Raw genomic sequence first — 21,389 nt, forward strand, 5'->3', positions numbered from 1 at the left:
ATAGAAAACACAGAAGGAGGCCGGATATGATCCGGCCGCTCCTGTTTCACATTACTTCATGTTCTTTTCAACAAATCCGTGCATCCGTTCCACTGCTTTCTCTAATAATTGAAGAGAAGTTGCATATGATAAACGGATATTATCCGGAGAGCCAAAACCAGAGCCTGGAATCACTGCAACCATCGCTTCCTCGAGAAGCGCCTTCACAAATTCATCGACACTTGCAAATCCCGTCAATTCTGCTGCCTTTTTCACATTGGGAAACAGGTAAAATGCTCCTTGCGGTTTTACACATGTAAAGCCTGGAATGTTGATTAATTTATCATAGATAACATTTAATCGATGTTCGAATGCTTCTCTCATTTCTTCCAGTGTATCCTGTGGTCCGGCATATGCAGCGATTGAACCATATTGTGCTGTTGTTGTCGGGTTGGATGTGCTGTGGCTGGCAAGGTTGGTCATAGCCTTGATAATATTCCTATTACCTGCGGCATACCCAATTCTCCAGCCTGTCATGGAATGAGACTTTGATACCCCATTAATGATAATGGTTTGTTCTTTAAGCTCAGGTGAAAGTTCGGCAATCGATGTATGCTGATGGCCGCCATATACCAGTTTTTCATATATCTCATCAGAAATGATAAGGATATTATGCTTTAAACAAACCTCACCAAGCTCCTTCAATTCTTCAGCCGAATAAAGCATGCCCGTCGGGTTGCTTGGTGAGTTAATGATAACTGCCTTAGTTTTACCAGTTATACTTTTAGCCAGCTGTTCCGGGGTGATCTTAAAATCATTTTCCTCTCTTCCCTCTGCATAAACAGGAATTCCCCCAGCTAGTTTAACCTGTTCAGGATAGCTGACCCAATATGGCGTCGGGATAATGACTTCTTCCCCTTCATTCAGCAAAACTTGGAACAATGTATATAAGCCATGCTTTGCACCATTGGTAACGATGATTTCTGAAGCGTCATAATCAAGTCCCTGGTCTTTTTTGAACTTGTTTGCGATTTCTTTCTTTAATGCTGGAAGACCTGCTGAGGGCGTATATTTTGTATGTCCCTCATTCATGGATTTCACGGCAGCATCGATAATATGCTGTGGCGTATTAAAATCCGGCTCGCCTGCTCCCAATCCAATAACATCATGTCCCTGTGCTTTAAGCTCTTTTGCTTTAGCTGTGATTGCCAGAGTTGTTGATGGTGTCAATGCTTTTACTCTTTGTGCCAGTTGAATCTCCATTGCTTGCTTCCTCCCGATTTTCTCCTGCACTAAGGCGGTGTATTGCCTCAGGCTATAGATTTTCAATTTTTTTTAACCAATCTCCTGTTTTAAAATCTATATAATAATAATTTATTAAATCACTGCCGGAACGGTAATGAATTTCCCATAATGGAATATTTTTCTCCATTCCCAGCCGCACAGACATGATTTCAGCAGCTTTTTCTCCTGCTTAAGTCTGTTAATGGCTTCATTTCTGGAAATTCCATCAGATTGCTTTAGCGTAACGATTTTCCCCTTTTTTTCTGGAACCCACACATATATGCTCGTCCCATCATGATCTTTGCCCTCGATGACATAGTAAGTCTCAGTACCATGATATAAATTGAAATCTTCAGTTTCAGCAAGATCTGTTTCTTTTTTCGCAAGCTCTACAGCCTTTGATTCTGCCGCTCTAACCGGATTCATGCTGTTGAAATAAATTAAAGAGCCTGCTCCAATGAATATGACAAGCAGAATAATGATACCCCATATTGCTTTTTTCATGTCTCAATCACTCTTTTATGTACGATAAATCGTAAAGATCGCTTTATTTTGGTCTTCCTGATCAAGCGCTAAACCGAACATCAAGTCTTTTTCTTTTAAAGTTCTGTTCAATGCATCAACAATTTTATACAGATCCGGGCTTTGCTGGATCTTCACGGTAGATAAAACCTCTATTTTGCTTTCCATTATGGAATTCCTCCTCAGCCTCTACAATATTTGTAACTTATATACTCAACCGTTAAGGGTAAACTAATTTTACAAAGAAATAAATCTAAGTAACAGTATAACAGCAGATTTGATTAACTGGTATTAAAACAACTACAAATTTTCTTCTGGTCCACCACGTCATGCTGCGCTGAAAGCGCAGCTTTTTCGTTTACCCTTTTCAGGAAGATGATGATTCTGCCGATAATAATTATTAAAAAATTTAATTACCTCCACAAAATATCTTCCGGAAGGAATTTTCGTGAAGGTTTAATTTTATTTAGTTGAATTCCTCGCCCTGGAAAATCGTGAATAATTCATAGTTAATGTCTGTAAATTTGATGGTGACGGTTCCGTGCTTTCTTGTATAATATACATCAACCCAGGCATCATTTAACAGTCCGAACAGATTCGAATCATGTTTTATGGATGGTCTATAAAAAAGAATGGCGATTTGAGGATCCAAATGTTTGATCATCTCTTCTGAAATGGAATCATTCCTTCCAAATGCAGGAAGCTTTACAATATTAACATTGGATAGCTCTTTTTCCATGAGAAAATCTTTAGATTTTGGACTTGTCGAGTTCATAAATAATACCCGATGCCTTGCAAATGTGAAGGAAATATCCATTCCTTCCCCTGTTTCTTTACCTGCATACAGGACTTCTGCAAGCAATCCCGGAAAAGGCCTGCTTAAAATTCTGATTCCAGGCATGCAGTTTAAGATCACTGCTTCCGATCTCACCCTTCAATTCCGAAACTGCAGAATCATTCGCTATAATTTCTTTAACCCCGAAATCTTCTATCAGCCATTTAAGGCTGACTATGTTATATAATTCCTCATCTGTCAGGATGATTGCTGAGATCCGATTAACGCCATATAATTCAAGAAGCTTTTTTAATTCTTCCCCTGTTCCTTGTCCGCCGGTGTTAATAAGAACTTTTTCGTCATTTCCATGATGAATCAAGGAAGCCTCGCCATCAGATAAAGAAAAAAACGTAAAAGCCAGCTCATCACTTTTTAATTTTAGGTCAATGCTTTCTACTTTAACAGGAACTGCTGGTGAGTCCTTAGGTATGTAATACCAATTCGTGAACAGTAGCATAAAGGCGAACAGCACGTTCATCTTTCCATTCCTCCTACATATGAACAAAAGCAGACTGAGGATTAATAATAAAACCCAACAAATTTATAATGCGTTAATCATCTAAATTTATCCTGATAAAAACATATGCCGTGTTCATCGAAGAAGGATTCAAGGGAAAATCCCCTGAACTTTTTACAGCCAAGTATAAATTAATTCGACAATTTCATCAATATTACTTTTCTGGACAGGAATAGGCGGAATGGAATCCAGAAATGCCTTTCCATATCTTGCGGTGATAATTCTCCGGTCAAATATCACGATGACTCCTCTATCCGAACTTGTTCTGATTAATCTCCCGACACCTTGCTTAAAGCGGATAACTGCTTCGGGCAATGAGTATTCGGAAAATGGGTTTTTTCCTTCGATTGCAATTTGTTCATTTTTCGCCTGTGCCATTGGTTCATCTGGCGGTGAAAAAGGCAGTCTGACAATAACAAGGCAGGAAAGATCCTCACCCGGGATATCTACACCTTCCCAAAAGCTGCTTGTCCCTAAAAGAATAGCTTTATCAAATCGCTGAAAATTCCTCGTAAGCCTTGATCGGCTTCCGCTTGTAACACCCTGGGCAATGAGAGCAAAGTCCTCCAGGAAACCTGATTCCTTAATAAGCTCATAGGTTCTCCTTAACATTTCATGTGAAGTGAAAAGAATCAGCATTCTTCCTTTCGCTGCTTCCGCAATTGAAATGATATGCTCCGTAATAGATGCCACATACTCTTCGAGCGGTACTGCATTAACCTCAGGCAAATCATCAGAAACCACGAGCTTAACCTGACTCTGATAATCAAAAGGAGATTGAATTTGCTTTAGCGTGCATTGCTGTTTCTCAAGCCCCAGTTCCTTGAGAATAAAACTGAAAGAATTTTTCACAGATAAAGTGGCAGATGTAATGACCGCACTTTCCTTTTGGCTGAAGAATTGTTCATGAAGAAGTTCAGAAACTGATACAGGCTGTGCGTAAACAGTTGTGGCATTTTGTGCAGAGCGGGTATCCATTTCAATCCAAACAACAAATTCCGGGGACGGCAAGTGAAAGATATGGTTTAAGTCCTCATACATTCCCCTCAAATCATCCAGAATGGAAGCCACTTCCTCCATTAATGCTTTCTCTTCAAGAGATAGAGCTGATTTAATATTTGAAACTGCGCCTACACGGTTGTCTATGCCCTGGATTAATTCCTTAAGCATAAATCCAAAACGTTCGGAACTCGCCAATACAGCATTCGTTTCCTTGTTGGCAGCAATTTTATTAAATCGGACTGTAATTCGATTAACGCTTTTTTTTGCTTTTGTATATTTTTTCGCATAAATCGCTATAACTCTAAACAACTCATCCATTTCATGTATAATGTCACCAATTATTTGGTTGACTTCAAAAGAATGCATGAATCCATCAGGTGTCTCTGCTTTTTCTTCCACCAGCTTTTCAAGCTTATAATATAACTGTTTCTGTTCAAATAATCCAATTTGTCCAAGCATCAGCCGAACTGATAGATAATCAAGCTTGCTGCCAAAATGTTTCCCTGATGCCTTAACAAAATGATGCCCCTCATCGATAACCACATGGCTGAATTCAGGCAAAATAATATTCTCTGCTGTTAGATCCGTTAAAAGCAGTGAGTGATTCGTAATAATGATATCTGCCTTTTGAGCATCCTTTCTTGCCCTAAGATAAAAATCTCTGGAAATCCACGACTTATCCTGCAAAAAAGCTGTTTCATCATTCTTTATCCTGCTCCAGTAAATCATCCCGCCGCTTGACAGGTTCAATTCATCAATATCTCCTGTGTCAGTCTCCAGAAGCCAGACAAGTATCTGCATTTTGCTGAGGGTTGTATCATAATTATCTTCATCATCTCTTAAAGTTTGAACAAACTTCGCAAGGCTGATATAGTGGCCTCTGCCCTTTAGCAATACAGCTTTAAGCGGGAACGACAGCATCTTTTGCAGCAGAGGAACATCCTTCGTCAGCAGCTGCTCCTGCAGCTGTGTCGTATAGGTACTGATAAGAACAGTTCTTCCGCTTTCCTTTGCATAAACTGCTGATGGAACAAGATATGCTAAAGATTTCCCAACACCAGTGCCTGCCTCTATTAATGCATGCTGTTTATGTTTGAACGCTTCATAAACCGAATCCATCATGATAAACTGGCCCTGCCTTTTTTCATAAGCAGGGAATGCTTTAATGAACATTTCCTGTTTTTCCTCATCACTGAGTGGAAAGCCCTGAAATTTAGAGCCTGGAGATTTCTGTGCCTTCATCTCTTTTTTCAAAGCAATCCCTCTGTGAACTTCCATTTCATCACCTAAATACCCAATCTTACTTTCATTAACAGCAATAAGCTCGTCCAATAATATATCAAGATCACTCTTTAAACCTCCAGACAGCTTATGCAGCTGTTCTATGGTGTTTTGGGGAAGGTTTTTTAACTTGTTTAATAATATTAACAGGAGCTCAGCGGTCACCATCGCATCACTGTCTGCCTGATGGGGACGTTCATGATTAAGGCCTTCCCGGAGTGCAAGATCAGATAATTTGAAGCTATCTGCAGTCGGAAAAAGAATACGGGCCATCTCAACAGTATCAAGAACAGGACCGTAAAACCCGTTATATCCCGCCTCAATCAATTCTTCCTGTAAAAAAGATAAATCAAATAAAACATTATGAGCCACAAAATAGGCACCCTCAAGCAAAGTCAAGACTTTAGGGGCAATTTCCGAAAAGAGCGGGGCATTCTCGACCATTTCATCTGACAATCCTGTCAGCTCTTCTATGAAAGGGGGGATAGATTGCTCCGGGTTTACAAGGGAGGAGTATTCCTCTGTGATTTTTCCGTTCTCAATCACCACAGCAGCGAATTGTATCATTTTATCGCCTTTTTTCGGGGCGTTCCCGGTTGTTTCCAAATCCACTACAACATATTTATTACCCATGGCTAACACCTCTATATTCAGTCATTCAAACGGTATCATAAAAACGGAAAAAGAAAAAGGCAAATAGCTTTTCCCCTTATTATTTTTCTTCCACCTGAACTGGGCCGTTATTCACTGCTTATTATAAAAAAGAGCTGAATCTCCATATGAGTTCAGCACTTTATAAAACTCTATTTAAAATACTGTACTTTCCGGCTCTGCATGAATCATGTCAGCGATCCGATTGCTGCTGTCCATTATCGCTACCTTTGGTTCATGATAAGGTACCTTTTCCTCAGGAATGAGAGCATATGAAATGATAATGACAATATCCCCTTCCTGAACAAGGCGTGCAGCTGCACCATTCACGCAAATTACACCGCTCCCTCTTTCACCGGGTATTATATAGGTTTCAAATCTTGACCCATTATTATTATTAACAATTTGAACCTTCTCATTGGGAGCCATTCCTACTGCTTCAATAATGTCCGTATCGATAGTGATGCTGCCAACATAATTAAGATTGGCTTCTGTTACTGTTGCACGATGGATCTTGCCATTCATCATGGTGCGAAACATGCTGCCTTCCTCCCTTAGCTTTCTTATTTTACTGATATAATAGCGTTATCTATTAAACGGGCCTTTGAGAATTTAACGGCCATTGCAATGATGATTTTACCTTCCAGGCGGGAAAGCTGTCTAAGATCCGGGTAGGATAGAATTTCAATATAATCCAATTCCCCGCTTGTATTTTTTTCAATGAATTCCCTCATGCTGGCGAGTATCCTTCGAGGATCAAGTTCCCCTTCCGCTATAGCGGATTCAGCCATCTTAAGACTTTGATGGAGAGCTGATGCCTGATCGCGTTCTGCAGGAAGTAGATATACGTTCCTTGAGCTCTTAGCCAGGCCATCTTCTTCCCTGACCGTCTGAACAGGGACAATTTCCACCGGAATATTGAGATCTCTTACAAGTCCATCAACAACGGCTACCTGCTGAGCATCCTTCATTCCAAAATATACTTTATCAGGCTGTACAATGTTAAAGAGCTTTATAAGGACCGTTGCAACACCGTCGAAATGTCCCGGCCTGGATTTTCCGCATAAGACATCCGTCCGGTCCTGCACCTTGGCCATTACAGACGGAATCACAGGATACATTTCCTCTGCTGAAGGAAAGAAGATGTAGTCATTCCCCTCGTTCTCTGCAAGGCTGCTGTCCCGTTCGAAATCCCTGGGATATGCCGCTAAATCTTCTTTAGGTCCAAATTGCAGCGGATTGACAAAGATGCTTACAATTGTCACATCATTTTCTTTTCTGGCGTTACTTAATAAAGAAAGATGGCCTTCATGCAAATAACCCATAGTCGGGACAAAGCCGATTGTCTTTCCTTCCCTCTTAAGCTGTAATGCAATACTTTGCATTTCTCTTATGTCAGTAATCGTTCTCATGCTTTTCCACCATATAAGCTCATCAGCTCTTCCTCTTTCATATTGAAGGAATGGGAATCATCAGGAAATGATCCGTTTTTCACTTCTGCAGAAAAAGCCGCGAGGCTATCGCAGATTATCGGGTTCAGATTTTCATACTGTTTCACAAACTTCGGAACGCGCTCCACACCGTATCCTAATACATCATGGTAAACAAGGACCTGTCCATCTGTATCCTTGCCGGCCCCGATCCCTATGACAGGAATCGTCAATTCTTCAGTAATCTGCTTTGCCAGCTGTTTTGGAACACACTCAAGGACAAGAGCGAAAGCTCCAGCCCTCTCACATTCTCTGGCATCATCAATCAGCTTTCTTGCTGCTTCAGCGTTTTTTCCCTGGACTTTATATCCCCCCAAAACCCCCACGGATTGCGGTGTCAGGCCAAGATGGGCAACAACAGGAATGCCTGCTTTGGTTAACGCTCCGATTTGATCTGCGACTTCATCACCGCCTTCTAGCTTAACAGCATGCGCCCCTGTTTCCTGAATGAGCCTTGCTCCATTTATAAGTGTATCTCTTGCGGACAAATGATAGCTCATAAATGGCATATCAATCACAATGAATGTATTTTTTGCTCCTCGTTTGACAGCTTTTCCATGATGAATCATGTCTTCCATCGTAACAGGAACCGTTGAATCATATCCCAGCACTACCATCCCAAGCGAGTCCCCCACAAGAATCATGTCTATATTGGCCATTTCAGCCTGTTTGGCAGCTGGGAAATCATAAGCTGTCAGCATGACAATTTTCTCATCATTTTCCTTCATTTTTAGAAAATCAGTTGTTTGCTTCATCATTCGTCCTCCTTATACAGGAAGAGGCAATAAAACTTCCAAATGAGTAAAAAAACAGAACATTAAAAAAACCCTTCTGAAGGCAGAAGGATTTTGCAATAGCTCATATATCAGTTCATCCCTCTGTCCCGGTCCATTTTTTTGGATCTAGGCAGATATCTATTTATTTTATGGTCTTGCAAAAAGGTGCAGTTCTTTTAGGATACTGCCCATAAAAAGTATATCAAAAAGGCGAAAGAATTGGCTATAAAAAATTTTGGGTTTACAAATTAGACTTCCAGCTCTATATCCGCAGAATAGACGTGATGGACCTTTCCGCTGCTGTCTTCGATCATCAGTACTCCATCTTCTGTAATTCCAAGAGCCTTGCCATATATGCTGCCGGTAATAGTTCTTGCAGTAAGGTTCTTGCCAATGCTGACAGCATAACTCTCCCATAAAAGCTTAATCGGATAGAATCCTTTATCTAAATACAGTTTATAAAGGTTTTCCAGTTTGCCCAGCAATACTCTAATCAGCTCCGCTCTTGAAAGCTTTTCGCCTTTTTCAATCGAAATAGAAGTGGCAATGTCTTTAAGTTCATCTGGATAATCATCAAGCTCCTGGTTTACATTGATTCCGATGCCGATGATTATTGAAATAATGCGGTCTGCATCCGCCTGCAGTTCAGTCAGGATTCCCGTAACTTTTTTCCCGTTCATTAAAATATCATTTGGCCATTTAATTTGCGGTGTTAGATCTGTCAGCTCTTCAATCGCCTGTACAACAGCCACTGCTGTAATTAGCGTAAGCTGCGGTGCTTTGGGAGGTGGAATGTTCGGCCTCAGGATAACACTCATCCAGACGCCTGTTGATTTGGGGGAATGCCATCTCCTGTCCATTCTTCCCCTGCCTGACAGCTGTTCTTCCGCAATGACGACTGTACCTTCCTGTGCACCTTCGAAAGCAAGACGATGGGCAATCTTCTGAGTTGAATCAACACTTTCTTCATGATGAATTTGACGGCCTAGTGCTTCAGTCTGCAAACCCAGCCTGATTTCATCTGGAGAAACCTTTTCAGGTGTTTTCGTAATCCGATATCCTTTTCTTCTGACCGCTTCCAGTTCAAAACCTTCTTTCCTCAGCTCTTCAATATGCTTCCATACAGCCGTTCTTGAACAGCCAATCAGGTCGGCTAAATACTGGCCTGAAAGATATTCCTCCTTGCTTTTTGTAAAAGCATCAATCAATTTTTTCCTAATTTCTGATTGCAATTTATGAGCCACTCCCTTATGGATTCATTGCTGTTAATCAATTCGCCGTGCAAGACAGCTTTCTCCGTTTTTTCAAGCTCTGCTTTGATCCAGGGACCAGGAGGTTTGCCAAACCAATCCATCAGGTTATCTCCAGTAAGCTGAAGATCGCTTCTCACTTTAATCGGCAGAGCATTATATTGACGCACCAGGGTATTGGCTCCCCTGCTTGAGTCCTCGTGTAAGATTACGTTGCGGACCCGCTCGGCGTTTAGTGCAATGCATCCTGCCTGGTAAAGGGAATAGGCATCCCACTTATTATTGGCTCTATACCGAATCCATTTAATAATTGCCAATATCTTTTTTAATTTCTTTACAGGCAGTTTCCAGCTTTTTAAAAACTCTTCAGCCTGCGGCTCACCTAAATCAAAGATGCATGCTAGAAAGGCCCACATTTCTTCCACTGTCAGTTCAGCTGCATTATAATCTTCTGCCTGCATTAATTCCTTTTGGAAGCCAGACATATTTGGCAGATACTTAGACAATCCTGTTTCCCCAATGACCATAAGAGCTTTCATCCGGCTGGTTCCTGCTAATAGTTTTTCGAATTCTGCCAGCTTTCTTTCGACTGCAATGTTTTCAAGTAAATGAGCCAAAGATGCCAAAGCATCATAAGTTTTTTTTTCAATTTCGAATGCAAGCTGACTAAAAAAGCGGACTGCTCTCATCATTCGAAGTGCATCTTCAGTAAATCTCTCAGCAGGCTGTCCAACGGTGCAAATTCTCTTCTCTTCTATTGCTCCCCTGCCGTTAAATGGATCAATGAGATGCCCTTCCTTATCCATGGCAATGGCGTTCATTGTAAAATCTCTTCTTTTCAAATCCTCTTCCAGAGATCTGATAAATTGAACTTTTGAAGGCCGCCTAAAATCCAGATATTCAGCCTCTGACCTGAAAGTTGTAATTTCATAGGGTATGCCATTATGCAGAACAACCACAGTGCCATGCTCAATGCCCACATCAAGTGTTCTTGGGAATAAGGTTTTGACTTCCTCAGGGGCAGCGGAAGTGGCAATATCGACGTCCGCAATTTCCTTGCCAAGAATATAATCCCTGACAGATCCTCCTACAAAATAGGCCTCATAACCTGCCTCTTCTATATTCTCGAGGACAGGAACTGCCTTTAAAAAAGCTTCATTCATCGAAGGTCACCTTTTTCCAAAAGTTCATAATAAAAATCTTCATATTGAATGACAATCTGACTGGCACTGAACCTTCTTTTAGCGAGTGAAATGGATTGGGAAGCAAACCTTTCAAGCAGGGTCTCATCATTAAGCAGTTTAATCGCTTTTTTTGAGATATCAGTTATATCTCCAAGAGTACAAATATAACCTGTCTCACCGTCGCTGATTACTTCTGGAATTCCCCCAGTATTAGTGCCGATGCAGGGCACTCCGCATGCCATTGCCTCGAGAGCAACAAGTCCAAAGCTTTCCTTTTCGGATAATAAGAGCATTAAATCACTGATGCTGTATAGCTCCTCCAGATTATCCTGTTTTCCCAGAAACAGGACCTTATCTTTAAGGTCCAGATCATTCACCAGCCTGCAAATAACGGTCATTTCCGGTCCGTCTCCTACTAATAGCAGCTTGGAAGGAACTTCTTCCGTAATTTTTGCAAAAGCCTTAACAACATCAGGCACCCGCTTTACACCGCGGAAATTGGAAACATGGATGATAACCTTCTCATCCGGTTTTATGCCATATTCTTCTTTAAGATAAGAAGAGTCGGTTTTCTTGTAAATTCTTTCATCTATAAAGTTATAAACTGCTCGTATTGATTTATCAGGCTTTATCAGGTCATAGGTTTGCGAAATGAGCGCATTGGATACCGCTGTAACGCCATCAGACTTTTCGATTCCGAAACGGATCGCATCTGTCAGGGATGGATCATACCCGAGAACTGTAATATCTGTTCCATGAAGGGTGGTGACAATTTTAATATCCGTGCCGCTCATCTGCTTAGCCAGAATCGCACAAACTGCATGCGGGATTGCATAATGCACATGAAGAAGGTCAAGTCCTTCGCGTTTGATTACTTCTGCCATTTTACTTGCTAGCGCGATATCGTATGGAGCATATTGGAACACGGAGTACTGATTTACATCCACCTGGTGATAAAAAATATTTGGGTACATCCTTTTCAGTCTAAAAGGGAGGCTTGATGAAATAAAATGTATTTCATGGCCCTTTTCGGCCAGCATTTTACCCAGTTCTGTTGCAACAACACCTGATCCTCCCACCGTGGGATAGCAGGTGATACCTATTTTTAATTTTTTTCTCATAATTCTCCACCGAATATATCCAAATTTACCATTAAGGGTTTATTGACTTTAAAACCCTCCGCATATTCCACTCCGGCCTGTTTTCCAAATAGGCCTTCCCTTGCTGCAACAGTCTCAATATAACCGTTGACAAGTGGTGTATCAAATGAATTTGGGCTTTTTGCAAACTGACTTTGATAAGACTCCAGTCCTGCAGTTTTTTTATCCATAAAAGCTGAGATATCGATTAGGAAGTCAGGCTTATGGAAACCATTTATCATGTAAAAGTGCAGGCTTTTCACCTTATGAGGAGCAAAATTGCCGCCTGTTTCATACTTCTTGATTCCGGCCGAAAAGACCGCTTCTTCTACAAGCCGGGCACAATGTCCATGGTCAGGATGCCTGTCCTCCATATAAGGCGCAAACACAAGAGCAGGCTTGTATTTACGGATTATTTCCGCAATCTTTTTTATGTACTCCTGGTTAAAATATAAACCCCTGTCAGGCAAGTTAAGAGTCTCCCGAACGCTGACCCCCAGAATTTCAGCTGCTTGCAGTGATTCCTCTTTACGGATTTCAACCGTCCCATTAGAGGAAAGCTCGGCCCGGGTCAAGTCGCATATTCCAATCTTTTTTCCGATAGAGGCAAATTTGGCAATTGTTCCGCCCATGCCGATTTCAACATCATCAGCATGCGCACCAAATGCCAGAATATCAAGATTATCCAGGTTCATTCATGTCACCTTTTTCACTTACAATATTCCTCCATGATAAATCATTGCGTTCCAGGCCTTTAATAATTATTTCAGCAGTACCCATATTAGTCGCCAGCGGGACGGCATATACATCACATAGCCGCACCAAAGCTGAAACATCCGGCTCATGAGGCTGAACAGTCAGAGGATCTCTGAAGAAAAATACAACATCCATTTTATTGTTGGCAATTAAAGCACCAATTTCCTGGTCCCCGCCAAGTGGTCCAGACTGAAAACGATGAATGGAAAGGCCAGTTTCATTCATGATACGTGAACCAGTTGTTCCAGTAGCGTAAAGGGTATGTTCAGCAAGAATTGATTTATAGGCGATCGCAAATCTTACAATATCATCCTTTTTCTTATCATGGGCAATTAAGGCAATGTTCATGTTGGCACTCCTTTCTAATCAATAATATTTTCGAGGCCGTAGACGAGAGTATCAATTTTTAAAACTGTATCAACAGCAAGCTTTACTCCAGACATAAAGGAAGCCCTGTTATAGGAGTCATGACGGATGGTCAATGTTTGTCCCTCCGACCCGAACATAACCTGCTGGTGAGCAATCAGGCCAGGAAGACGTACAGAGTGTATATGCATGCCATCAAAATTTGCGCCTCTTGCACCAGGAATCGTTTCCTTCTCCTGTGAGTGGCCCTGCTCTTTTTTCGCTCTTACATCAGCAATCATTTCTGCTGTTTTCACTGCAGTTCCAGATGGAGCATCCAATTTCTGATCATGGTGCAGCTCTATAATTTCCACATCGTTAAAATATCTTCCTGCTAATTGTGAGAATTTCATCATTAATACAGCACCAAGTGCAAAGTTTGGGGCAATAATGCAGCCGATTCCTTTTTCCTGGCAAAGTTCTTCAAGTTCTTTCAAATTTTCCTTCGAAAAGCCCGTTGTTCCAACAACAGGCCTTACACCATACTCCAGGGCTGTTTTTGTGTGGAACATTCCTACTTCAGGAGTGGTCAAATCGATAAGCACATCCGGTTTTAGGTCCTGAAAGCATAGAGCAAGATCTGTGTAAACCGGAACTTGGCCAAACTGTGAGAATCCTTCAAAATCGCCAAGAAAGCCTCCGCCATTTTTATGATCGATCACAGCAGCTATTTCATAGTTTTCTATTCGATTAACAAGGTGGACAGCTTCACTTCCCATTCGTCCCCGCGGTCCCGCTATAACAATTTTAACTTTATCCATTGTCTTCTCTCCTCTATTCTTCAATTCTTGTCCATCTGTCTTTATCCCGTGTGCTGAATTTTTTCATGACACGATCGTGCGCTTCTTCCAAGTCAATATTTAAGGAATTTGCAAAGCATATTAGAACAAAAAGCATATCTCCAAGCTCTTCTTCGATCGCCTTTTCTTCTTCAGTGGATTTTTTGGGCTTTTCACCATAGTAATGGTTCACTTCCCTGGATAGTTCCCCAAGTTCTTCAGTCATTCTTGCAAGCATGGCCAATGGACTGAAATAGCCTTCTTTAAATTGGCTTATGTATGAGTCTACTTCTGTTTGCATATCCTTCATTGATTTTGCTGTTTGCATTTATTTCACCTCTGCTTTTAATAGGTGTTTCTATATACGGAGATTACCACTTTTCATGTTAAGCTAAAGATCGGCTATTTTACAAATATTTTTTATCATCGAGCTTAATTGATTCCCGTGGGCCTTCATGTCCCTGAAAGGTCATTGCTCTTATATTCTGTATCTTATATAATTAGATACGCTTTGGTATTGTGATATTCAGGCAGTGGAGGGATAATATGCATTTTGGATTAAAGTTTAAGAATATTTTTTTCATTTTGCTTGGAGCGGCCATTTTTTCGTGGGGCCTTGTTCATTTTAATATGCAGAATAATTTGGCTGAAGGCGGATTCACCGGGATAACGCTGCTCTTATATTTCCTGTTCAAGTGGGATCCTTCTTATACAAACTTGCTGCTGAATATACCCCTTTTCTTTATAGGGTGGAAACTTCTTGGCAGGAATGTTTTTGTTTATACGATCATAGGAACGGTCGGTGTGTCCATTTTCTTATGGATTTTTCAGCGGTACCAGATCGAAATGCCACTAAAAGAGGATTTAACTCTTGCTTCTCTATTCGCCGGAGTCTTCATCGGGATTGGCCTTGGGACCATTTTCAGGTATGGGGGCACAACAGGCGGAGTGGATATAATCGCGAGGCTTACCCATAAGTACGCAGGGGTCAGCATGGGAAAAACGATGTTCATTTTTGATTTTTTTGTAATAGCACTTTCATTAATTACATATTTGGATTACAGGGAAGCAATGTATACTCTTGTGGCTGTTTTTATCGGTGCCAAAGTAATTGATTTTATGCAAGAAGGGGCCTATGCAGCAAGGGGAGCGATGATTATTTCAGAACAAAATGATGCCATTGCCGATAAAATCATGAAAGAAATGGACCGGGGTGTCACTGTGTTAAAAGGCCATGGCTCCTTCACCAAGATAGAGCGTGAAGTGCTCTATTGTGTAGTTGGCCGTAATGAAATTGTTCGTTTAAAAAATGTCATCACAGCTGTTGATCCGCATGCTTTTGTATCGGTTACAGCTGTCCATGATGTACTGGGGGAAGGCTTTACTTTGGATGAAAATAAAAAGCCGGTTGAACGCTAAAGAGTAGTTCCAGGAGATGTCATGATGGACATCTCTTTTTTCAGCAAAAAGCCGGCTACCCGGCTTTTACACAGACTAGCTCCGGGCGCCAGCGGCTTTTCTTACTCCGACCTTGTCATACCTGTGTAAATAAGGATTAAACGCAGCAATTCCAGCACAGCAACAGCAGCTGCCGCCACATATGTCAATGCAGCTGCATTCAAAACTTTTTTAGTTTCTCTCTCTTCATCGTTTCTTATTATTCCGAGTGACACTACCTGATCCATCGCACGATTAGATGCATTGAACTCCACTGGAAGAGTGATGAGCTGGAAAACCACTGCAGCTGCCATAAAGATAATTCCCAGCAGCACCATTCCGCTCAACCCTGCAAAAAAACCGATCATGATCAGAATCCAGGAGAAGTTTGAACCAAGATTCGCAACAGGCACCAGCGCATGGCGAAAACGCAGAAAAGCGTAATCCTGATTATCCTGAATTGCATGGCCAACCTCATGGGCCGCAATAGCAGCTGCTGCTACTGAATGGCCGTGATAATTTGTTGCTGATAGCCTGACATTCTTAGAACGCGGATCATAATGATCTGTTAAATGCCCCCTGGTTTCCTCCACGCCAACGTTATATAAGCCATTTTCATCCAGAATTCTTCTGGCTACTTCAGCACCTCTCATTTGCGTGGATGAAGGAACTTTTGAATATTTGCTGTAAGCTCCCTTTACTTTCATTTGCGCCCAGAGCGGAACAAGAATAATTATTGCAAAATAAATGAGATATCCTCCCATTTTAGTACCTCCCATCAAGCTGATCTTGTTGAATTTTAACCGCTGACCTGAAGATATCCAGCATACAAATCGCTCTGCCTATCTTTTCCCTTTTCTCTTGATTACAAAACGGGAAAAGACTCTCATTTTTTGTAAGGCTCTTTTCGTATATATTGTTGTTTATCGCCAATAATATTGTCCGTTGATTTCCGCTCCAGGTTGCTCGCTTTCCGCGGGGCGGGCGGTGAGCCTCCTCGACGCTGCGCGCCTGCGGGGTCTCACCTGTCCCGCTACTCCCGCAGGAATCTCGCACCTTCCGCTACAATCAACTCAGCAAATCATATACAAAAAGCAACAAACCTTGCGAAAACAGCCTTTTGTATTTAAGATCGATTTTTTTGTCTTGCCCTGTCTCCCTTATATTTTCTCCAGCCTACGTAAGATAATGTAATAATGATTATGCTCCCTGTTGAAATGATCACCCACCAAAGGGATGGATCTGTTTCATCTTCTGTCATTTCATCAAAGATTGTCTGCAGATCATTTTCCAATGCAGCAAGTTCCTGCTGGCTTGCCTGCTGAGAAAGCACCTGCGGCCGGTAATGATCGATAAAATTAATGCGTGCGTTCAGTTTTTGTACCTTTTCTGCATCAACATCAATTTTTAAACTTGGATAAATAACCTCATATAAAGACAAAAAGGAATTCAAATGTGAATGAAAGTTTTCGTTATTTCCACTGTATGCGGCTTCCTTAACTTCAACAAATACCGTCATAATCGGCTTCTCCATTTCGGTCCATAAAGGCTGATATTTTGAGGAGATTGCATCCATTACAAGGCGGAATTTTGTTGCATGATTCAGCCTTTCTTCATGGCTCATTGATGTATTGACAGCAGCTTGTACAGCATCATCATGGGAGACGGTAATAATCCGCAGTTCGTCCATTGTAAATGGCCTTTCCTTGCCATTCACAGCAACAAATTGCTCGGAAAAATACTCCAAAAGCTTCTTGGCATCCTCATACCTATGGAGCTTAACCATCTGTAAGGCTTCATTAGATAATTGGTCTAATTTATCTATTTGTGTTGTCTTATCTGCAGACACCATTCCAGGCAATAACATAAGAATGAATAAGAATGCGATTACTTTTCGCCTCATTAAACTTGTCCCCCCTCAAATTACTATTAGATAAATATGAAAAGAGGGACAAGGTTAGACCAGAAATTATTTACCTTAGCAAGGTTATTTCTTTCAGATACGAGGACCAAAACGCTCAATGTTTTGGCGGAGCATTACTTTACTATATCCAGACTGAACCGCTTCTTTCTTAAGGCGAAGTAATAAGCGGTTCCTAATGAAAAAATACTTAGCCAAAATGTAAAATAGCCGATTTGCGGTGTGTACAGATCTAAAATAGGATAGCGCGGCAGCATGAAAAAGACGTAATCAATTACATCATTATGAAAAGTCCAGATTCCCGTTAAAACAAGATGCCATACTTTAAAACGGTAGAAAGGTGCATATAGAACCCCCTGGACTGCCATTGCACCATGCGAGAAGATCAGCATGAGGGCAACCGGATCCAATTCACCTGTCACCTGAAAAACCAGCAAATTCATTACTACAGCCCATATTCCGTATTTAATAAGGGTCACAATAGCTAATGCTTCAAACATTGGCCAATTTTTGCCCAATAGAAAGGCGATTAGCACAAACATAAAAAACAGGCTCGCTGTAGGACTGTCCGGTACAAAGGGCAGGAAAATTGGCGGTGTCTCGACAAGCTGCCACTTATACCAGATATACCCATAAATTGTACCTGCCGTGTTAATGATCAGAAGCAGTATCAGCATAGCTCTGTTGCCTAATAAAGGATAGATCCATTTCATTTTTTGTTCTCCTTCTCTATGTACACGATTATTTCATTATTTTACCACACCAAGTGCATGTAAAAAAACGAACCATTTATGTGCATAAAAAAAGAAGCTGGCAATGCCAGCTTCTTTACCAATTATTTGCTTTCAAGGCCAGAAATAAACTCAGCAAGCTTTTGAAGTTCTTCATCAGTGCCTTTGAACATTCCTGGAGGCATGGCGCCTTTACCGTTTTTAGCAATGTCAGCAACTTCTTCAGGTGTTAACCCAGTGTCAACAAGTGCAGGTGAACCTGCTCCACCCTGAAGATCTCCTCCGTGGCAGGAAATACAGCCGTTCGCTTCAAAAATCTTGTAGCCTTCGTCCTCTTTATCAAACTCTACTTCAGCCACAATCTTACCTTGCTGTGCTGCAGCTTCCCAGTCATGATGTGCAACAGACTCCCAAGTCAGGAAAGTGATGCCGGCAAGAGCCAATAGCATGAAACCAGTTGCTAGAGGACGCTTGGACGGACGGCGTTCAGGTCCGCGGTCTATGAATGGTGCAAGCAGCAAAGCTCCGAATGCAAGACCCGGAATAATGAAAGCACCGATTGCATTATATGGTCCAGAAGCATAGCTGTATTTCAGAAGCTGGTACAAGAACAGGAAGTACCAGTCTGGCAGCGGGATATAAGCTGTATCACTAGGATCAGCAATTTTTTCTAATGGCGGCTCATGCGCAATTGTCAAGCATAGGAAACCGATAAGGAATACAGCCCCTACCATCCATTCCTTTAATAGGAAGTTTGGCCAGAATGCTTCTGTTTTTCCTGGATATTCCGAATAGTCTTTCGGGATATTCGGTTTGCGTTCTGCAGGAACACGAGAGTCACCTACGAATTTCATACCTTTACCACGATGCATTGGGCGATTTCCCCTCCTTTTGCAATGATCAAAAAATTATTTCTTACAACGGTCCTGAAATACCCTGTTTACGGATCATAATAAAGTGGGCAGCCATTAACCCGAATAGTGCAGCCGGTAAGAAGAATACATGGATGGCAAAGAATCGGGTGATAGTCTGAGCGCCGACAATATCAGAATGTCCGGCAATAAGTATTTTCAGATATTCTCCAATCAGCGGAGTTGATTCTACAATCTGGATTGTTACTTTTGTAGCGAAAAGGGCTTTCATATCCCAAGGCAATAAGTAACCTGTAAGTCCAAGTGCAAGCATAATGAAGAAAATAAGCACTCCGACAACCCAGTTTAATTCACGGGGCTTCTTATAAGCTCCCTGGAAGAAAACACGTAACGTATGTAGGAACATCATTACGATTACCAAACTTGCTCCCCAGTGGTGCATACCGCGGACAATTTGTCCAAATGCAACATGGTTCTGTAGATAATACACGGATTCCCATGCATTTTTAATATCCGGAACATAATACATTGTCAGGAACATACCGGATAAAATTTGAATTACAGTTACAAAGAACGTCAGACCGCCAAAACAGTAAACGAATGCAGAGAAGTGATGTGCAGGGTTTACATGTTCAGGAACTTCGTGGTCGGCAATATCCCGCCAAATCGGCGTAATATCTAAACGTTCATCTACCCAATCATAAATTTTGTTTAACAATTATTACGCCTCCTTTCGCGGTTCAGCCTTGCCTAAATACAAAAAGCCATCTTTTTCTGTGTAAGGAAATACATCTAGCGCTGCAACCGGCGGTGTACCTGGAACGTTTGTCCCATCCTTTGTATAAAGGCCGCCATGGCAAGGGCAGTAGAAATGATCAGGGTTTGATTTGTCAGTATTCCAGTCAACTACGCACCCTAAATGCTTACATACTGGAGACAATGCTACAATTTCACCTTTTTCATCCTTATAAACCCAAGCAGTGCCGGTAACTTCGGATGTGTACCAAGCATCCTGCTGTTCAAATGTGTAATCAACCCTTGTTGGCGTTTCAGTAATTTCAGCCACTTTTTGCTTTGTTGGGATAAAATCACTCTCACCAGCTGCCTGCAATACAGGATCGACCGCAAAACGGACCATCGGCATCAGCATGCCAGCTGCCATGAAACCGCCTACACCAGTAAGTGTATAGTTTAGGAATTGACGTCTAGAAACTCGATTTTTGCTCATACTTTTCCCCCCTCTATTATGAAGTTAAGTCCAACGGACAAAATTCAACACAATATAAAACTAGGACATAACAATGATATATCAATCTTTATGTAAGGTCAATATAATCCTTTGGCGAAACATGTAAATAGAGCGACTTAACATTCACACTATTCACCATTTTGCCACTTTTGGACGAATAAATTCAACAGCTGCTTTACCTGGTCATCCAGAATGGAATTTCGATAGTTTTCATCCATATGCTCAAGAGGCAGGGATGGCAGCCAAATCAAACCTCCTTCCAAGCGGTCTTCAAGTGATTTCCACATGCTGTCAGAAGTTAGAAGGAATATGTGCTTAAATCCCTGTGCCTTCAATTCTGCTTCCCATTCGCCCAAGCCGCTGAGCAGGCTGTCTTCCCCTGCTGATTTCAGATAGGCATAGCCAGGAAGCATGATCAGCCGCCCTCTGAATTGCCGTTCAAGCTGCACACTAAGAAGCGATATAAATTCTGTCATGGCTACTGACTGTTTGATATCATCGCCAAATGATACCGGAAGGAGCGGCAGAACTGCAGTGTCTACATATTGCTTTTCTTTAAGGAACATTTCGATATCCTGGGATACCCATTTCATATCATTCACTCCATTACATATATTTGCCTCCCTTAATATATCATTAATGATTAGAGTGCTTCAAATCAGATTACGCTATAAGGTCGCTGACAAAATAAGAGCCCTGCTTTTATAAAAGCAAGGCTTAGGTTATTTCTATTTTATTCAGCTGCTGAGTCAAAATGTTAAAGGCTTTTTTATCCTGCTTATCCAGTGCTTCATCAATCAGCTCAAGGAGTTTTTCTCTTCTGAATTTCTCCAGGCTTTCTGTCAGGAACCTTTCAGCGATCAGCCGGTCCTTTTCATTAATCTGCAGTGTTTTTGGCATAAAGGGGTTTTCCTCCATGACAGCTGCATACTGATGGGCTTTGTTGGAAGCATGGAAATTAAGCTGAATGTAAATCTCTTCATCCCTGTTTAAGCGGATATCATGGAAGGACTTCTCCGCATCTGTGGTCATTACATTCTCTTTATAAAAACGGAAAGGTACTTCATCCACACAATGGGTGGACATGATGAGGCCTCTTGGACAATACTGTGCCTGCTCCACAAAATGCACTTTCTCCATAAGCTGGTCATGGCTCATCAAATAATTGAGAATCCATACGCATTCTCTTCTTTTGAGCTGATAATGGTTTAAAAACCAGCGGATAAAATCTTTTTTCTCGTTGACAGATACAGGGGTCGCCATTTTTGATTCCCTCCTCTGCTTACAGACAAATTTGGCCTAACTGAAATTACAATAAGGTCACCCTTC

25 protein-coding genes are annotated in these 21,389 nt (G+C 41.5%); 1 reads left to right on the forward strand and 24 read right to left on the reverse strand.

The features are described from left to right. Positions 1-51 precede the first annotated feature (51 nt). From ACXAD1_RS16875 to ACXAD1_RS16950, 16 genes are all read right to left on the reverse strand, one after another. Positions 52-1,236, reverse strand: a complete 1,185-nt coding sequence (locus ACXAD1_RS16875) for a pyridoxal phosphate-dependent aminotransferase (RefSeq protein WP_474911327.1) — start codon at positions 1,234-1,236, stop codon at positions 52-54. Between the two features lie 120 nt (positions 1,237-1,356). Further along, positions 1,357-1,767 carry a cell wall elongation regulator TseB-like domain-containing protein gene (locus tag ACXAD1_RS16880; protein WP_474910635.1) on the reverse strand — a complete coding sequence of 137 codons (411 nt, stop codon included), beginning with the start codon at positions 1,765-1,767 and terminating at the stop codon, positions 1,357-1,359. Between the two features lie 15 nt (positions 1,768-1,782). Beyond that, entirely contained in the window at positions 1,783-1,953 is a 171-nt protein-coding gene (locus tag ACXAD1_RS16885) for a YpmA family protein (protein ID WP_009332715.1), read from the reverse strand. A gap of 298 nt (positions 1,954-2,251) precedes the next feature. Continuing rightward, positions 2,252-2,647, reverse strand: coding sequence for a hypothetical protein (locus ACXAD1_RS16890; protein ID WP_474910636.1), 396 nt, complete (start codon positions 2,645-2,647; stop codon positions 2,252-2,254). After that, positions 2,619-3,098 carry a hypothetical protein gene (locus ACXAD1_RS16895; RefSeq protein WP_474910637.1) on the reverse strand — a complete coding sequence of 160 codons (480 nt, stop codon included), beginning with the start codon at positions 3,096-3,098 and terminating at the stop codon, positions 2,619-2,621. Before ACXAD1_RS16895 ends, ACXAD1_RS16890 begins: the two co-directional genes overlap by 29 nt. Positions 3,099-3,251: 153 nt before the next feature. Next, positions 3,252-6,053, reverse strand: a complete 2,802-nt coding sequence (gene dinG / locus ACXAD1_RS16900) for an ATP-dependent DNA helicase DinG (RefSeq protein ID WP_474910638.1) — start codon at positions 6,051-6,053, stop codon at positions 3,252-3,254. Between the two features lie 174 nt (positions 6,054-6,227). Continuing rightward, entirely contained in the window at positions 6,228-6,611 is a 384-nt protein-coding gene (panD, locus tag ACXAD1_RS16905; protein WP_474910639.1) for an aspartate 1-decarboxylase, read from the reverse strand. A gap of 23 nt (positions 6,612-6,634) precedes the next feature. Next, the gene (gene panC, locus ACXAD1_RS16910; protein ID WP_474910640.1) at positions 6,635-7,483 is read right to left on the reverse strand and encodes a pantoate--beta-alanine ligase; all 849 of its coding nucleotides are present in this window, start codon (positions 7,481-7,483) and stop codon (positions 6,635-6,637) included. Beyond that, positions 7,480-8,316: a 3-methyl-2-oxobutanoate hydroxymethyltransferase gene (panB, locus tag ACXAD1_RS16915; protein WP_474911328.1), complete on the reverse strand. Its 837-nt coding sequence runs from the start codon at positions 8,314-8,316 to the stop codon at positions 7,480-7,482. The genes panC and panB overlap by 4 nt, the downstream gene beginning before the upstream one ends. A 269-nt stretch (positions 8,317-8,585) precedes the next feature. Next, the gene (locus ACXAD1_RS16920; RefSeq protein ID WP_474910641.1) at positions 8,586-9,569 is read right to left on the reverse strand and encodes a biotin--[acetyl-CoA-carboxylase] ligase; all 984 of its coding nucleotides are present in this window, start codon (positions 9,567-9,569) and stop codon (positions 8,586-8,588) included. Beyond that, positions 9,542-10,750, reverse strand: coding sequence for a CCA tRNA nucleotidyltransferase (locus tag ACXAD1_RS16925; protein ID WP_474910642.1), 1,209 nt, complete (start codon positions 10,748-10,750; stop codon positions 9,542-9,544). The genes ACXAD1_RS16920 and ACXAD1_RS16925 overlap by 28 nt, the downstream gene beginning before the upstream one ends. After that, complete coding sequence (gene bshA, locus ACXAD1_RS16930; RefSeq protein WP_474910643.1) at positions 10,747-11,892, reverse strand: N-acetyl-alpha-D-glucosaminyl L-malate synthase BshA; 1,146 nt, start codon at positions 11,890-11,892, stop codon at positions 10,747-10,749. The genes ACXAD1_RS16925 and bshA overlap by 4 nt, the downstream gene beginning before the upstream one ends. Continuing rightward, positions 11,889-12,605, reverse strand: coding sequence for a bacillithiol biosynthesis deacetylase BshB1 (bshB1, locus tag ACXAD1_RS16935; protein ID WP_206838167.1), 717 nt, complete (start codon positions 12,603-12,605; stop codon positions 11,889-11,891). The genes bshA and bshB1 overlap by 4 nt, the downstream gene beginning before the upstream one ends. Beyond that, positions 12,592-13,014 carry a methylglyoxal synthase gene (gene mgsA, locus ACXAD1_RS16940; protein WP_370223683.1) on the reverse strand — a complete coding sequence of 141 codons (423 nt, stop codon included), beginning with the start codon at positions 13,012-13,014 and terminating at the stop codon, positions 12,592-12,594. Before mgsA ends, bshB1 begins: the two co-directional genes overlap by 14 nt. A 14-nt stretch (positions 13,015-13,028) precedes the next feature. Next, positions 13,029-13,832 carry a 4-hydroxy-tetrahydrodipicolinate reductase gene (gene dapB / locus ACXAD1_RS16945; RefSeq protein WP_206838171.1) on the reverse strand — a complete coding sequence of 268 codons (804 nt, stop codon included), beginning with the start codon at positions 13,830-13,832 and terminating at the stop codon, positions 13,029-13,031. Between the two features lie 13 nt (positions 13,833-13,845). After that, positions 13,846-14,178: a nucleotide pyrophosphohydrolase gene (locus tag ACXAD1_RS16950; protein WP_206838174.1), complete on the reverse strand. Its 333-nt coding sequence runs from the start codon at positions 14,176-14,178 to the stop codon at positions 13,846-13,848. Between the two features lie 218 nt (positions 14,179-14,396). Between ACXAD1_RS16950 and ACXAD1_RS16955 the strand changes: the two genes are divergently transcribed. Beyond that, on the forward strand, positions 14,397-15,269 hold the full coding sequence (locus ACXAD1_RS16955; protein ID WP_370223684.1) for a YitT family protein: 873 nt from the start codon (positions 14,397-14,399) through the stop codon (positions 15,267-15,269). 101 nt (positions 15,270-15,370) lie between these two features. On the opposite strand, the gene ACXAD1_RS16960 is transcribed toward ACXAD1_RS16955, so the two are convergent. From ACXAD1_RS16960 to ACXAD1_RS16995, 8 genes are all read right to left on the reverse strand, one after another. After that, positions 15,371-16,051: a zinc metallopeptidase gene (locus ACXAD1_RS16960; RefSeq protein ID WP_206838179.1), complete on the reverse strand. Its 681-nt coding sequence runs from the start codon at positions 16,049-16,051 to the stop codon at positions 15,371-15,373. 362 nt (positions 16,052-16,413) lie between these two features. Continuing rightward, positions 16,414-17,190 carry a sporulation protein YpjB gene (gene ypjB, locus ACXAD1_RS16965; protein ID WP_206838181.1) on the reverse strand — a complete coding sequence of 259 codons (777 nt, stop codon included), beginning with the start codon at positions 17,188-17,190 and terminating at the stop codon, positions 16,414-16,416. 134 nt (positions 17,191-17,324) lie between these two features. Beyond that, entirely contained in the window at positions 17,325-17,921 is a 597-nt protein-coding gene (gene lhaT, locus ACXAD1_RS16970) for a lipoprotein heptaprenylglyceryl N-acetyltransferase LhaT (RefSeq protein WP_474910644.1), read from the reverse strand. A gap of 122 nt (positions 17,922-18,043) precedes the next feature. Beyond that, complete coding sequence (locus ACXAD1_RS16975; protein ID WP_009332735.1) at positions 18,044-18,811, reverse strand: menaquinol-cytochrome c reductase cytochrome b/c subunit; 768 nt, start codon at positions 18,809-18,811, stop codon at positions 18,044-18,046. A 43-nt stretch (positions 18,812-18,854) separates the two neighbouring features. Beyond that, positions 18,855-19,529 carry a menaquinol-cytochrome c reductase cytochrome b subunit gene (gene qcrB / locus ACXAD1_RS16980; RefSeq protein WP_035330156.1) on the reverse strand — a complete coding sequence of 225 codons (675 nt, stop codon included), beginning with the start codon at positions 19,527-19,529 and terminating at the stop codon, positions 18,855-18,857. 3 nt (positions 19,530-19,532) lie between these two features. Beyond that, entirely contained in the window at positions 19,533-20,039 is a 507-nt protein-coding gene (locus tag ACXAD1_RS16985) for a Rieske (2Fe-2S) protein (protein ID WP_009332737.1), read from the reverse strand. Between the two features lie 149 nt (positions 20,040-20,188). Then, entirely contained in the window at positions 20,189-20,653 is a 465-nt protein-coding gene (locus ACXAD1_RS16990) for a YpiF family protein (RefSeq protein WP_423375191.1), read from the reverse strand. Positions 20,654-20,777: 124 nt separating this feature from the next. Next, complete coding sequence (locus tag ACXAD1_RS16995; protein WP_206838187.1) at positions 20,778-21,323, reverse strand: ReoY family proteolytic degradation factor; 546 nt, start codon at positions 21,321-21,323, stop codon at positions 20,778-20,780. Between the last annotated feature and the right edge of the window lie 66 nt (positions 21,324-21,389).

Source organism: Cytobacillus sp. ABV4_503, from assembly GCF_056158445.1.